We start from the raw sequence: 12,839 nt of genomic DNA, 5'->3' as shown, positions 1-12,839 counted from the left end.
CACTATCGCGGGCATGGATTCCTCCGTCACGCTCCGCCCGGTCGACGCCGACAACTGGCGCGCGGTCGCGGCCCTCGCTGTCACCGACGCGCAACGCGCCTGGGTCGCGGATCCCGCCTACTACCTGGCGTTGTGCCACTACAGCCCGGTCGGCTGGCAGCCGCTCGCGGTCACCGACGCCGCCGGCACCGTCGTCGGCTTCCTGATGTGGGCGATCGACCCGGCCGACGGCGCCGCGTGGCTCGGCGGCATCACGATCGACGCGACCGAGCAGGGCAAGGGCTACGGCCGGGCGGCGGTCAGCGCGGCCCTCGTCGAGATCGACGCGCCGAGCTTCGCGTTGTCGTACCAGCCCGACAACACCGTCGCCCGCGCCCTCTACGCGAGCCTGGGCTTCGCGGAGACCGGCGAGCACGAGGACGACGAGGTGGTGGCGCGCCGGCCGCGTTAGCTGTCGCCGGCGTCGTGCGCGAGCAGGGCGAGTTGGATGCGGTTGGTCAGGTCGAGCTTGGCGAGGGCGCTCGAGATGTGCGCCTTGACCGTGCCGACCGACATGAACAGCCGCTCGGCGATGTCGCCGTTGGACAGTCCCTCGGCCACCGCCGACGCCACCGCCCGCTCGCGCTCGGAGAGCGCCGCCAGGCGCTCCCGGGCGCGGTCACGGCGGGTCGTGTCGCCGCCGGCCGCGACATGGTCGATCAGCGTGCGCGCGACGCTCGGCGAGAGCACCGGCTCGCCCGCCGCCGCCCGGCGCACCGCCTCGACGATCTGCTCCGGCGGCGTGTGCTTCAGCAGGAAGCCCGCGGCACCGGCGCGCAGCGCCTCGACCACGGTCGCGTCCGCGTCGAACGTGGTGAGCACGATGACCGCGGGCCGGGTGCCGGCGAGGGCGCGGGTCGCGGCTATCCCGTCGACCACCGGCATCCGCACGTCCATCAGCACCACGTCCGGCCGGGTGCGGTTGACCTGGTCGGGCACCGAGGCACCGTCGACCGCCTCGCCGACCACCTCGATGTCGGGCGCCCCGCCGAGCATCAGCCGCAGCCCGGCCCGCACCAGCGCGTCGTCGTCGACGAGCAGCACCCGCACCGGCTCCGTCATGCCGGCCACGGTAGCCGGGTGACCAGCCGGAAACATCCCCGCTCGGCGCCGTGCTCCAGCGTGCCGCCGTCGAGCGCGACCCGTTCGGCGAGCCCGGCCAGACCGACGCCGGCACCGGGGATGGCGTTGCCGGGCGCGCTGCCCGGCGCGAGCGGGTTGCTCACCGTGGCCACCACGCCCTCGCCCGGCGCACCGGCGACCCGCACCTCGACCTTGGCGCCAGGAGCGTGCTTGCGGGCATTGGTGAGTCCTTCTTGGACAGTGCGGTAGACCGTGCGCTGCACGGCGGCGCGCAGCGTCTCGGTGGGCTCGCACTCGACCGTCATCGACACGCGTTGGCCGACCGCCTCGGCGTCGGCGACCAGCCGGTCGATGTCGGCGATCCGCGGCTGCGGCCCGGCCGGCTCCTCCTCGCCGGCGCGCAGGACCTCGAGCACGTCACCGAGCTCGACCAGCGCCCGCCGGGCGTTGCCGTGGATGACGTCGATCGCGGCGCCGACGTCGCCCGCCTCCAGCGGGCGCCCGGCGCCGGCCTCGGCCTGCGCGGTGCGGTAGGCCAGCGCACCGGCGTGCACCGAGATCAGCGAGATCCGGTGCGCGAGCGTGTCGTGCATCTCCCGGGCGATCCGGGCGCGCTCGGCCCGGCGCGCGTCGGCGAGCCGGTGCTCGTGGTCGCGCGCCGTCCACTCGGCGTCGCGGCGCAGGCCGGCCACGACCTGCCGGCGCGACCGCACCGCCATCCCCCACACGAGCGGCACGACGAACATGAGGAACACGATCGCCGACATCGCCTGCCAGGGGACGCCGGGCGGCGGGTTGGCGAAGCTGAACCACAGCGAGGGCACGAGAAACGCCAGTGCCACCGGCACGGACACCAGCCACCCGCGGTGCACGGCGACGGTCAGCACCGCGACCAGGGCGGCGCCGCTCGCGCTGTCACCGATCAGGTAGGCCACGAACACGAAGCCGGCGACCGCCACCGGGTGCCGCCGCCGCAGCCACAGCGCGAGGCAGGCCGCGAGGGTGACGAACGGGTCGACCGTGTGGAACCACTCCGGCACCGTGCCGGCGTAGTACGGCTTCTCCTCCGCGTTGACCACCATGAAGCTGAGCGCGACGAGGAACAGCGCGGTGTCGGCCGCCCAGTCGCGGACGGTGCGGCGACGACGCGGCTCGTCGACCGACAGGCCCGCCAGCTCCGCGGGCAGCAGCCACCGCGGCGCGTGGAACGGGTGTGTGGGCATGCCGCGAGGGTACGACGCCGCCCGGTCGCCGCCCGACCAGTAATCCTGGCCGACCGGCCAACGCGAATAGACCATGGACAGTGGCACCACTTGCACGGGACCGCCACGCTGAGTCGATGGGGGATCTCGGACTGCACCCGCCTCGGCACCGGGTCGCGCCCCGGGCCGTGGCCTGGTGGACGCTGCGCGGTGTGCTCGGCGGCGGGATACCGCTGATCGCCGCTCTGGTCGTCTTCGTGTCCGTCGAGTCGTGGCGCCCGTGGCTCGGCCCGGTGCTCGTCGCGCTGGTCGTGTTGACGGCCGCGCACGCCGCCGTCGTGCCGTCCTGGCGCTACCGCGTGCACCGCTGGGAGGCGACCGACGACGCCGTCTACGCCCTGTCGGGCTGGTTCGTGCGCGAGTGGCGGGTCGCCCCGCTGTCCCGCGTGCAGACCGTCGACGCCACCCGCGGCCCGTTGCAGCGCCTGCTCGGGCTGGCCACCGTGACCGTGACCACCGCGTCCGCGAGCGGACCCGTGCAACTCGTCGCGCTGCCCGACGCGGAGGCGACCGAGGTGGCGGCCCGGCTCACCGCGACGGTCGGCCGCACGGCCGGTGATGCGACGTGACGTGGCTCCGGCTCGACCGCAAGGTGATCGCGGTCGACCTGGTGCGCGCCGCGATCTCGCTGGTGCCCACCGCGATCGCGGCCGGCGTGCTCGGCCTGCAGCCGAGCGACGCCTGGCCCGCGCTCGTGGTGGCCGTGCTCGGCGTGACCCGCGCGGCCGCCGACGTGGCCCGCTGGGCGACCACCCGCTACCGGATCACCGACGAGCGGGTCGAGGTGCGGGGCGGGCTGTTCACCCGCAAGGAGCGCTGGATCGCCCGCGACCGGATCCGCAGCGTGGGCAGCGACGCCCGGTTGACGCACCGGCTGTTCGGGCTGCGGGTGGTCACGGTCGGCGCGGGGTTGACCGGGGTCGCCGGCGCCACCGCGGCGCTGCGCATCGACGCGGTCTCGACCACCACCGCGCGGCGGCTGCATGAGCTGCTCGACCCCGCCGCCGCCGGGCCGGCGCAACCGGACGGCGAGCTGCTGGCCCGTTTCCGGCCGAGCTGGATCCTCTACAACGTGCTCAGCATCTGGGGCCTGTTCAGCGGCGCCGGCCTGATCTGGGGCGGCTACTGGCTGGGCCGGCTGTTCGGCTACGACGCGTACGACCACGCCCGGGAGCTGGCCGACGGTGCGCCGATCGGCTGGATCCTCGCCGTCGCGGTGCTCGGGTTCGCCGCGATCGCCAGCATCGGCCTCGTCGGTGGCTTCGTGGCCGCGCACTGGGACTTCCGGCTGACCCGCACCGCCGCCGGCAGCCTGCGCACCACACAGGGACTGCTGCGGACCACCTCGGTCGACCGCGAGGAGCACCGGATCCGCGGCATGCAGATCAGCCAGCCGCAGGCCTGGCGCTGGCTCGGCGTCGCCGACACCACGCTGATCACCACCGGCGTCAGCCTGTGGAGCACGACCGGCGGAGCGACCATCCTGCCGCGCGGCCCGGTCTCCGTCGCCCGGTCGACCGCGACGAAGATCCTCGGCAGCGACGTGCTGACCCGCCCGCTGCGCCCGGCGCCGCCCGCCGCGCTGCGCCGGCGGCTGGTCAAGGCGTTCCTCTGGGCTGCCGTCGGCACGACCGCCGCCCTGCTGGTCGATGCCCGGTTCACCGGCCGGCTCTCCCCCGCCGACGCCGCCTGGCTGTTCCCCACGCTGCTGGTCGTCTCCACGGCCGGCGCGGTCCTGGCCTACCGCAGCCTCGGTCACGCGGTGCACGACGGCTATCTCGTGGTCCGGTCCGGGCTTGCGACCCGGTCGACGGCGGCGTTGCGGCAACCCGCGGTGATCGGGTGGCGGGTGAAGCAGTCCTTCTTCCAGCGCCGGCTCGGGCTGGCCACGGTGATCGCCACGACGGCGGCCGGCCAGGGCGCCTACGTGGCGCACGACATCGCGGCGGCCGAGGTCGCCGAGCTAGTGCGCGCGCAGCCCGGCGGCGAGCAGGCCGAGCCCTTCGTCGATCGCCGGCGGGTCGAGCGTGGCGTACCCGAAGATGAGCCCCTGCGGGCCCGGAGTGAGCCGGTACGGGCCGACACCGTGCACGCCGACGCCGCGGGCGAGGCCGGTGCGGACGACGGCGTCCTCGTCCAGGTGCGGCGGGAGCCAGGTGACCAGGTGCAGACCGGCCGCCACGCCGGCGGGCCGGAACTCGGGTAGGTGCCGGGCCAGGCCGGCCAGCAGGGTGTCGCGGCGGCGCCGGTAGACCGGGCGCATCCGGCGCAGGTGCCGGTCGAACTCGCCACCGGCCAGGAAGTCGGCGAACGCGAGTTGGTCGACGGCCGAGCCGCCGCGGTCGGCGGTGACCTTGGCGGCCGCGAGGTCGTCGACCAGGGCGCGCGGTGCCACCAGCCAGCCGACCCGCAGCCCGGGTGCCAGCGTCTTGCTGGCCGTGCCCGCGTACACGACATGATCCGGGTCAAGGCCCTGCAGCGCGCCCACCGGCGCGCGGTCGTAGCGGTACTCCGCGTCGTAGTCGTCCTCCACCACCACCGCGTCGTTGGCGCGGGCCCAGCGCAGCACGGCCGCCCGCGCCGGCGCCGGCAGCACGCCACCGGTCGGCCACTGGTGCGAGGGCGTCAGCACCAGCGCGTCGGCCCGCACCGCGGCCAGCGCGGTCACGTCGATGCCGTCCGGGCCGACCGGCACGCCGATCACCTCGAGGCCGGCGGCGCGGGCGTGCAGCCGGGCGTCGTCGTCGGGTGACGGGTCCTCGACGGCGAGCCGGCGGGCGCCGCGGGCGGCGAGCACCTGGACGAGCAGTGCGATGCCCTGTGCGAAGCCGTTGGTGACCACCGTCGTGTCCGGGGTCGCCACGGTGCCGCGGACCCGGTTGAGGTAGTCGGCGAGGGCGAGCCGCAGTTCCGGCACGCCGCGGCCGCTGGAGTAGCCGAACCGGTCGTTGGGCGCCTGGGTCAGCACCCGCCGCAGCGAGCGCAGCCAGGCCGCGCGCGGGAAGTGGGCGACGTCGGCCCGGCCGTACCCGAAGTCGATCCGGACCTCCGTCGCGGGCTCGACCGCCGCCGCAGGAGACGCCGGGGCCGGGCCGGCGGCCACCCGGGTATACCCGCCGGGCCGGCTGCTCAGGTAGCCCTCGGCCACGAGCTGCTGGTACGCCTCGACCACGATGCCGCGGGAGACGCCGAGGTCGGTCGCGAGCGCGCGGGTCGGCGGCAGCGAGGCACCCAGCGGCAGCCGGCCGGACCGGATGCCCTCGCGGATGGCGGTCTCGATCTGGCGGTGCAGCGCCTGCGGCGCGGCCCGGTCCAGACCGATCAGCAGGTCCGCGGCAGCCGACGAATTGGTCCAGGATTCCGCCATGGAATCGGAGCTTATCGGCAGTACCGATTCTTGGCACCGTGTGTGCCATGACGACGACATCCCTCACCGGCCAGGTCCTCACCCCCACCGACGACGGTTACGACGACGCGCGTTCCGTCTGGAACGCCATGGTCGACCGCAGACCCAGGCTGATCGTGCGCTGCGGCACGGTGGCCGACGTGGTCAGCGCCGTCCGCCACGCCCGCGAACACGACCTCGAGATCGGCGTCCGCTGCGGCGGTCACGGCGTGCTGGGCCTGGCCGTGCCCGCCGACGGTCTGATGATCGACCTCACCCCGATGGGCGGCGTGACCGTCGACCCGCGTACGAGGCGGGCCCGGGTCCAGGGCGGCGCGCTGCTCGGCGCGCTCGACCGGGCCGCGCAGGCACACGGCCTGGCCACCACGGCCGGCAACGTCTCGCACACCGGCGTCGGCGGCCTCACCCTCGGCGGCGGCATGGGCTGGCTGGCCCGGCAGTACGGGCTGACCTGCGACAACGTGCTGTCGTACGAGGTCGTCACCGCCGCCGGCGAGGTGCTGACCGCCAGCCGCACCGAGCATCCGGAGCTGTTCTGGGGCCTGCGCGGCGGTGGCGGCAACTTCGGCATCGTGACGTCCTTCGAGTTCCAACTGCACGAGATCGGCACCCGGGCACTGATCGCCGAGTACGCGTTCGACCAGGCCGACGCCGTCGCGGTGCTGGAGGGCTGGCGCGACCTGAGCGCGGCCGCGCCGCGGCAGGCCACGTTCACCGCGATGGTCGGCGGCGCCGGCACCGTGGACGTCGGCTTCGTCTGGGTGGGTGACCCCGCGGCCGGCCGGCGGCTCACCGCCGACTTCGCCGACCTGGGCCGCGCCCGCCGGCAGTCGGTCCGGGAACTGTCCTATCTGGAGCTGCAGACCATCGACGACACCGTCGACGGCCATCACTTCCGGCGCTACTGGAAAGGTCTCTTCCTCGACCGGTTCCCGGCGGACGCGGCGGCGGCGTTCGCGGCGCGGGGCGGCGGCGACGAGGCGCTGCGGCCGGGTGTTTCACTACAGGCCTACGGCGGCGCGATCCAGGACGTGCCGGACGACGACGCGGCCTACGGTCAGCGCGGCACGCTGTTCGAGCTCGTCGCGGCGGCCAGGTGGACCGACCCCGCCGAGGACGCCGACCGGATGGCGGCCGCCCGGACCGCGGCCGCGCCGCTGACCGCGTTCTCCTGCGGGCAGTACCTCAACACGATCAGCGACGAGGGCGCCGACGGCGTCCGGCAGGCCTTTCCCGCCGCGAAGCTCGCCCGGCTGACCGCACTGAAGCGGGCGTACGACCCGGCCAACGTCTTCCACCTCAATCAGAACATCGCCCCGAACTGATCCATCACGTCCGCCTACCTGTCTTTCTGGTATGACCGGACAAGGCATCGAAGGCGTTAAATTCCCCGAAACTCACGAGGTTTGGGGGAGGATGCTTTGTCCCGACTAAGAAGGATGCTGCTCGGTGTGGTGACCGCCGCGGCACTGGCTGCCGGCGGCGGGGCGCTGGCCGGCCCGGCCAGCGCGTCGCCCGATCCGGTCCCGGACGGTCCCAACCAGGTGGTCGGCGGCACGCTGGCCACACAGGGCGAGTTCCCGTGGATGGTGCGGCTGTCGATGGGCTGCGGCGGCGCGATGTACACGCCGAGCCTGGTGCTGACCGCAGCGCACTGCGTCGGCGCCACCGGCAACAACTCGTCGATCACCGCGACCTGGGGCGTCGTCGACCTCCAGGACCCGGCCCGGACCACCCGCACGTCCAACTACGTCTACCGGGCACCCGGCTACAACGGCGACGGCAAGGACTGGGCGTTGATCCGCCTGTCGAGCCCGATCAGCAGTCCGCTGCTGAAGATCGCCACCGACACGTCGCTACACAGTGGATCGTTCACGGTGGCCGGCTGGGGCGCCACGGTGCAGGGCGGCGGCCAGTCCCGCTACCTGCGCAAGGCGACCGTCCCGTTCATCAACGACAGCACGTGCGCGGCACAGGGCGGCTCGTACGCCGGTCTGATCCCCAACGAGGAGATCTGCGCCGGCGTGCTGCCCGGCGGCGGCATCGACACCTGCCAGGGCGACTCGGGTGGCCCGATGTTCAAGCGGGACGCCAACAACGAGTGGGTGCAGGTCGGCATCACGTCGTGGGGCATCGGCTGCGCGCAGCCGAACGCACCGGGCGTCTACACCGAGGTGCGCTACTTCGCCGCCGACATCCTCGCGGCCGCGGTCTCCCTGGGCGGTGGCCCCGGTGGCGGCGGCGTGAGCGTGACCAACCCGGGCAACCGGACCTCGACGGTCGGCACCGCCGTCAACGCGACGCACAGCGCGTCGGGCGGCACGGCGCCGTACACGTGGTCGGCCACCGGCTTGCCCCCGGGCCTGTCGATCTCGTCGTCGACCGGCACGGTCACCGGCACCCCGACCACCGCCGGCTCATACGGCGTCACGGTGACGGCGACCGCCTCGGCGGGCGGTTCGGGGAGCACGTCGTACACCTGGAGTGTCAACCCGGTCGGCGGCTGCGGTGCCATCACCAACGGCACGGACCTGACGATCCCGGATCTGTCCACCGTGGAGAGCACGATCACCGTGTCCGGTTGTGCCGGCAACGCGTCCAGCACGTCGACGGTCGAGGTGCACATCGTGCACACGTACCGCGGTGACCTGGTCGTGACGCTGGTGGCACCGGACGGCAGCCTCTACACGCTGCTCAACCGCAGCGGCGGCAGCGCGGACAACGTCGACCAGACCTTCACGGTCAACCTGTCGAGCGAGGCCCGCAACGGCGCCTGGAAGCTGCGGGTACGCGACGCGGCGTCGGCCGACACCGGCTACCTCAACTCGTGGACGCTGACGCTCTGATCCACCTATGATGGCCGGGTGACTGCCGGGTCGGCCCTTCTGACGGGCCTTTCTTCGAACGGTTACCCGGCCATCTCTTGATCGCCCCGCGGGCCCGCGGCCCGCCGGTGCACCTCCTCTCCTTGCCTCGCAGGCACGTCTTCGAGAGGAGGTGAATTCCTGACATGCCCGCATCTGACGCTGCCTGGTCCGCGTTCGCGGCCCGTTTCACGGTCGGCTCGGTCGTGCACGGCGACGTCGTGAGCGTCGTGCCGTTCGGCGCGTTCGTCCGCATCGGCGAGGTCGACGGCTTCGCGCCGGCCCGTGAATGGCCGACCCCGCTGGAGGAGGGCACGGTCGTCCCGGTCCGCATCGCCGCCATCGACGCGGAAACCCGGCGCTTCGCCGTGCATCCGGCCTGACCGACGGTCTCCGGGGGTGGCGCCGCCCCCGGATCCCGCCGTCACTCGATGGGCTGGCGAGCCAGCATCGTCGGTTCCCTGCCCGCGAGGAGCCAACCACCGGCGTACGCGACGGCCGGCAGGCCGACGAGGATCGCGGCCAGGTGGAGCAGGGGCACATGGCCGAGCCAGTGTGCGTCGCGGAGGTTCCACGCGAGCAGCGCGAGGTACGCGCCGCCGGTGCCGATCACCGCGCCCAGCAGCGCCAGCGCGCTCGCCGTGGCGGCGGTCAGGGTGCGCCTCGTCCTCCGCCGCGCGCCGGCGGCGGTCAGCGTGCGCAGGTCGCGTGCCGTCTCGCTGCGGATCAGGCCGACGGTCATGGCCAGCACGCCGAGCGCGACCGCGATGCCGGTGCCGGTGGCGTTGTCGGCCAGGCGGGCGACGTCGTTGCCGGTCGGCCGGGACTCCACGCTGAGGCCGGCGGCCAGGGCCACCTGCTGCGCGCGGTCGAGCTGCTCCTGCGTGAGCGGTCGCGGTGCCTGGACGAGCCAGCCGGCCGGCGCCGCGGTCAGCTTCAGCTCCGCCATGGCATGGGTGGTGATCAGCGCGCCGGGCAAGGAGGTGTACGCCGGCAGCGGCGCTGTCTGGATCCGCGGACGCCAGAAGCGGTGCCGGCCCGGATAGAGGTCGTACGCGGCGAGGTCGGTGCGCACGGCCAGGATGTCGGTGTCCGGTTCCGCCTCGACTCCGTAGCGGGCCAGCAGCTCGGGCGTGGCGACGAACAGCATCACGGAGTCGGCGCTGCTGTAACTGACGCCGTTCCCCTTGGGGTGGGGCCGTCCCAGCAGCATGGCTTCCGGGCCGCCGGGTGCGCCTTCGAAGCCTTGCACCGGTGGCGCGCTGGGATCGATCGCCGCCTGCAACGGCAGCGTCGTCGTCGCGTGCAGCTCGGTGGCGATCGCGTCGACCCGTTCTTGCGCGGTCGCCGCCTCCTCGGCGGTCAGCGGCGGAACCGGCCCGAACGGTGCCTGCGGCGAGAGCCAGACGATGATCTGGTCGGTGGGCAGGTTGCCGCCCGTGGGCGCCGCCGCTTTCGCGACGGCCACGGCGGCCGTCAGCGCGACCGCGGCCGCGATGCCGACCGCGAGCCCGGTGGCGGCCAGCGCGGCGCTCGACCGCGCGCGGTAGCGGGCCAGGTCGCGCAGCGCCAGCCGGGGTGCCAGCGGCGCGAGCCGGGCCAGCCGGCCGAGCAGCGCGATGCCCAGCGGGGCGAGCAGGAGCAGGCCGACGGCGGTGGCGAGGATGCCGCCGACGATGAAGGGCGCCTTGGTCTGCTTGGCCGCGACGAGCGCGCCGAGGCCGGCGAGCAGCAGCACGCCGCCGAGCGCCGCGAACCGGTGCGCCGGGCGTGGCGGCGCCGGGCGGGCGGACAGCGCGCTGACCACCGGCAGTCGGGCGGCCGCGCGGGCCGGCCACCACGCGGCGCAGACCCCGGTGAGGGTCGCCAGCAGGACGCCGGCGAGCAGGGCGAGCCAGGGCAGGTGGAACCGGTCGATGCGGTGCCCGACGAGCGGCTCGAGCCGCGGGCTGAGCAGGAACCAGGCGGCGACGCCGAGGGCGGCACCGGCGAGGGCGCCGGCCGCGCCGACGACGGCGCCGTTGGCCATCAGCACGAGGCGGATGTGCCGGTGGCTGGCGCCGATCGCGCCGAGCATGCCGAGCGCCCGCAGGCGGCGTTGGGCCATGACGCTGAAACCGGCCGCGGCGAGCAGGCCGACGAAGAGCAGCGCGACGGTGGCCAGGGCGAGGACGCCGACGCTGGAGCCGTCCCCCTCCTCCTCGGCGCGGACCTCCACCAACGCTCCGGCCGGCAGGGCGGTGTGTTCCTCCGTCGCCCGGGCGAGCACGACGACGTGTTCGTCCGGGGTGGTCGGCGCGGCCTGGCCGGGCGCGACGAGAGCGAAGCGGTCGAGCAGGTTGAGCGGGTTCTCGACCAGGCCGACGACCGTGCGGCCGTCCCAGGTGTCGCCCACGCGCAGACCGAAGATCGTGGCGACGCTCCCGGTGACGGCGATCTCGCCGGAACCCTGCGGGTAGCGGCCCTCGTCGAGCCGGAGCATCGGCCGGCCGTACACGCCGGCGGGGTCCTGATCGCGCAGGTCGACGGCGTTCGCGGAGCCGGGCACCCGGATCTTCCGATGTCCGATCACCTCGACGGTGCCGAACGCGGCCCGCACCGCCGCGACGTCGGCGTCAAGCCCGGCGCCCGTGCCGGCCAGGGTGAGCAGGCGGTTGGCGGTGCCGAACGACGACGCCTGTGACGGTGGCGTGTTGGCGGACAGGCCCAGGCCGACGGTGGTGGCGGCGACCGCGACCAGCAGCAGGGCCAGCAGCAGGGCCTGCTGGCGCCACTCGCGGCGGAACAGCCGCCAGGCCCAGCGCAGCACCGCCCGCCGGGCGGGTGCGCCGCCGTGGCCGCCGCCGAGGTCGAGTGGCCTCATCGCGCGGGCTCGCCGGTCAACAGCGAGTCCGGCCCGGGCCGGGGTGCCGTGCGGTCGACCACGCGGCCGTCGCGGATGAACACCACGCGTTCCGCCCACGAGGCGAGCTGCGCGTCGTGCGTCACCACGACGGCGGCCAGACCGCGCTTGCAGGCGGCCAGCAGCAGCCGCATCACCGCCTCGCCGTTGGCGGAGTCGAGGGCGCCGGTGGGCTCGTCGGCGAGCAGCAGCCGGTGGTCGCCGACGACGGCGCGGGCGATCGCCACCCGCTGCCGCTCGCCGCCGGAGAGCTGGTCGGGGAAGCGGGACGCCCGCTCGGCGAGACCGAGGTCGTCGAGCGCACGCAGGCCGGCGGCGCGGGCCTTGCCGGCCGGCATGCCGTCGAGCTCCAGCGGCAGCGCCACGTTCTCGGCCGCGGTGAGCCCTGGGAGCAGGTTGAAATCCTGGAACACGTAGCCGATGGCGCGCCGGCGCAACCGGGCGCGCTCGTCGCGCGACATCGCCGAGACCGGCTGCCCGCACACGAGCACCTCGCCTGAGGTCGCGGACTCCAGCGCACCCGCGATGGTGAGCAGCGTGCTCTTGCCCGAGCCGCTGGGCCCCATCACGGCGACCAGCTTCCCGGCCTCGACGGTCAGGTTGACCTCGCGCAGGGCGTGCACCTCGTCCACGCCGTCCACATAGGTCTTGGTGACGTCGCGCAGCTCGAGCACGCCGCTCATCGGCGCACCACCGCACGACGCCGGATCTTCGCCGCCGCCGGTGCGGCCGCGGGCGGCGCCACCGCGGCCCGCTTGATCCGCCCGTCGGCGCTGTCGAGCCACTGCACCACGGAGTCCAGCCGGAAGATCTCGGCGTCGACGACCAGGGCGAGCGCAAGGTCGAACTCGGCCTCCTCCTCCTTGAGGTGGGTCCACTGCTGCATGAGCTCCACCAGGTAGCGCCGATGCTCCTGGATCACCTCGTGCACGTCGACCTCGGGCAGCCGCACGGCGACCAGGATCTTGATGACGATCTCGTCGCGCGGTGGGGATGCCAGATCGGGTGGGGTACGCAACCAGGAGTCGAGCTCGGCGGCACCGCCGTCGGTGATCCGGAAACCCTTCTGAGGCCCGGGATCGGCGTCGTCGTCGGAGGCGACGAGCCCGTCGCGCTCGAGCCGCTGGAGGGTCGTGTAGACCTGCCCGACGTTGAGCGGCCACACCTCGCCCGTGCGCGCCTCGAACTCCTCGCGGAGCTGAAGACCGTATTTCGGCCCTTCGCTCAACAGCGCCAACAACGCGTGCCGAATGCTCACGACATCACCCCACTCGATATCATGC

General features: G+C 74.2%; 11 protein-coding genes and 1 pseudogene. 6 read left to right on the top strand and 6 right to left on the bottom strand.

Annotation, left to right across the window (positions count from 1 at the left end):
• Window positions 1–13 precede the first annotated feature (13 nt).
• Window positions 14–451, top strand: coding sequence for a GNAT family N-acetyltransferase (locus tag Air01nite_RS03885; protein ID WP_203700379.1), 438 nt, complete (start codon window positions 14–16; stop codon window positions 449–451).
• Here Air01nite_RS03885 and Air01nite_RS03880 read toward each other — a convergent pair.
• Entirely contained in the window at window positions 448–1,101 is a 654-nt protein-coding gene (locus Air01nite_RS03880) for a response regulator (RefSeq protein WP_203700378.1), read from the bottom strand. The genes Air01nite_RS03885 and Air01nite_RS03880 overlap by 4 nt on opposite strands.
• Entirely contained in the window at window positions 1,098–2,345 is a 1,248-nt protein-coding gene (locus tag Air01nite_RS03875; protein ID WP_203700377.1) for a sensor histidine kinase, read from the bottom strand. The genes Air01nite_RS03880 and Air01nite_RS03875 overlap by 4 nt, the downstream gene beginning before the upstream one ends.
• Before the next feature lie 116 nt (window positions 2,346–2,461).
• Between Air01nite_RS03875 and Air01nite_RS03870 the strand changes: the two genes are divergently transcribed.
• Entirely contained in the window at window positions 2,462–2,953 is a 492-nt protein-coding gene (locus Air01nite_RS03870) for a PH domain-containing protein (protein WP_203700376.1), read from the top strand.
• A pseudogene (locus Air01nite_RS03865) lies at window positions 2,950–4,326 on the top strand (PH domain-containing protein); the annotation flags it as partial. The gene Air01nite_RS03870 and the pseudogene Air01nite_RS03865, both read left to right, overlap by 4 nt.
• Before the next feature lie 21 nt (window positions 4,327–4,347).
• Here Air01nite_RS03865 and pdxR read toward each other — a convergent pair.
• The gene (gene pdxR / locus Air01nite_RS40960) at window positions 4,348–5,751 is read right to left on the bottom strand and encodes a MocR-like pyridoxine biosynthesis transcription factor PdxR (RefSeq protein ID WP_239090471.1); all 1,404 of its coding nucleotides are present in this window, start codon (window positions 5,749–5,751) and stop codon (window positions 4,348–4,350) included.
• A 47-nt stretch (window positions 5,752–5,798) separates the two neighbouring features.
• Between pdxR and Air01nite_RS03860 the strand changes: the two genes are divergently transcribed.
• The 3 genes from Air01nite_RS03860 (at window position 5,799) to Air01nite_RS03850 (ending at window position 9,037) form a co-directional block, all read left to right on the top strand.
• On the top strand, window positions 5,799–7,115 hold the full coding sequence (locus tag Air01nite_RS03860) for an FAD-binding oxidoreductase (RefSeq protein ID WP_203700374.1): 1,317 nt from the start codon (window positions 5,799–5,801) through the stop codon (window positions 7,113–7,115).
• Between the two features lie 114 nt (window positions 7,116–7,229).
• Window positions 7,230–8,636 carry a trypsin-like serine protease gene (locus Air01nite_RS03855; RefSeq protein WP_203700373.1) on the top strand — a complete coding sequence of 469 codons (1,407 nt, stop codon included), beginning with the start codon at window positions 7,230–7,232 and terminating at the stop codon, window positions 8,634–8,636.
• 164 nt (window positions 8,637–8,800) lie between these two features.
• The gene (locus tag Air01nite_RS03850; protein ID WP_203700372.1) at window positions 8,801–9,037 is read left to right on the top strand and encodes a S1 RNA-binding domain-containing protein; all 237 of its coding nucleotides are present in this window, start codon (window positions 8,801–8,803) and stop codon (window positions 9,035–9,037) included.
• A gap of 41 nt (window positions 9,038–9,078) precedes the next feature.
• Here the strand turns inward: Air01nite_RS03850 and Air01nite_RS03845 are convergent, their stop codons facing one another.
• The 3 genes from Air01nite_RS03845 to Air01nite_RS03835 are packed head-to-tail and all read right to left on the bottom strand — an operon-like array spanning window position 9,079 to window position 12,814.
• Complete coding sequence (locus Air01nite_RS03845; protein WP_203700371.1) at window positions 9,079–11,517, bottom strand: FtsX-like permease family protein; 2,439 nt, start codon at window positions 11,515–11,517, stop codon at window positions 9,079–9,081.
• A complete protein-coding gene (locus Air01nite_RS03840) occupies window positions 11,514–12,239 on the bottom strand; it encodes an ABC transporter ATP-binding protein (protein ID WP_203700370.1) in 726 nt (241 codons plus the stop codon). The genes Air01nite_RS03845 and Air01nite_RS03840 overlap by 4 nt, the downstream gene beginning before the upstream one ends.
• A complete protein-coding gene (locus tag Air01nite_RS03835; RefSeq protein WP_203700369.1) occupies window positions 12,236–12,814 on the bottom strand; it encodes a PadR family transcriptional regulator in 579 nt (192 codons plus the stop codon). The genes Air01nite_RS03840 and Air01nite_RS03835 overlap by 4 nt, the downstream gene beginning before the upstream one ends.
• Window positions 12,815–12,839 lie beyond the last annotated feature (25 nt).

The sequence above is a fragment of the Asanoa iriomotensis genome (assembly GCF_016862515.1).
GTDB lineage: Bacteria > Actinomycetota > Actinomycetes > Mycobacteriales > Micromonosporaceae > Asanoa > Asanoa iriomotensis.
Note: the sequence above shows the minus strand (reverse complement) of the source record. Positions and strands in the feature narration are given on the sequence as shown.

Bases quoted from the DNA above. Each gene is read 5' to 3' on its own strand.
- Air01nite_RS03885 (WP_203700379.1), top strand. From the start codon at position 14: ATGGATTCCTCCGTCACGCTCCGCCCGGTCGACGCCGACAACTGGCGC.
- pdxR (WP_239090471.1), bottom strand. From the start codon at position 5,751: ATGGCGGAATCCTGGACCAATTCGTCGGCTGCCGCGGACCTGCTGATC.
- Air01nite_RS03880 (WP_203700378.1), bottom strand. From the start codon at position 1,101: ATGACGGAGCCGGTGCGGGTGCTGCTCGTCGACGACGACGCGCTGGTG.
- Air01nite_RS03870 (WP_203700376.1), top strand. From the start codon at position 2,462: ATGGGGGATCTCGGACTGCACCCGCCTCGGCACCGGGTCGCGCCCCGG.
- Air01nite_RS03850 (WP_203700372.1), top strand. From the start codon at position 8,801: ATGCCCGCATCTGACGCTGCCTGGTCCGCGTTCGCGGCCCGTTTCACG.
- Air01nite_RS03840 (WP_203700370.1), bottom strand. From the start codon at position 12,239: ATGAGCGGCGTGCTCGAGCTGCGCGACGTCACCAAGACCTATGTGGAC.
- Air01nite_RS03845 (WP_203700371.1), bottom strand. From the start codon at position 11,517: ATGAGGCCACTCGACCTCGGCGGCGGCCACGGCGGCGCACCCGCCCGG.
- Air01nite_RS03875 (WP_203700377.1), bottom strand. From the start codon at position 2,345: ATGCCCACACACCCGTTCCACGCGCCGCGGTGGCTGCTGCCCGCGGAG.
- Air01nite_RS03855 (WP_203700373.1), top strand. From the start codon at position 7,230: ATGCTGCTCGGTGTGGTGACCGCCGCGGCACTGGCTGCCGGCGGCGGG.
- Air01nite_RS03860 (WP_203700374.1), top strand. From the start codon at position 5,799: ATGACGACGACATCCCTCACCGGCCAGGTCCTCACCCCCACCGACGAC.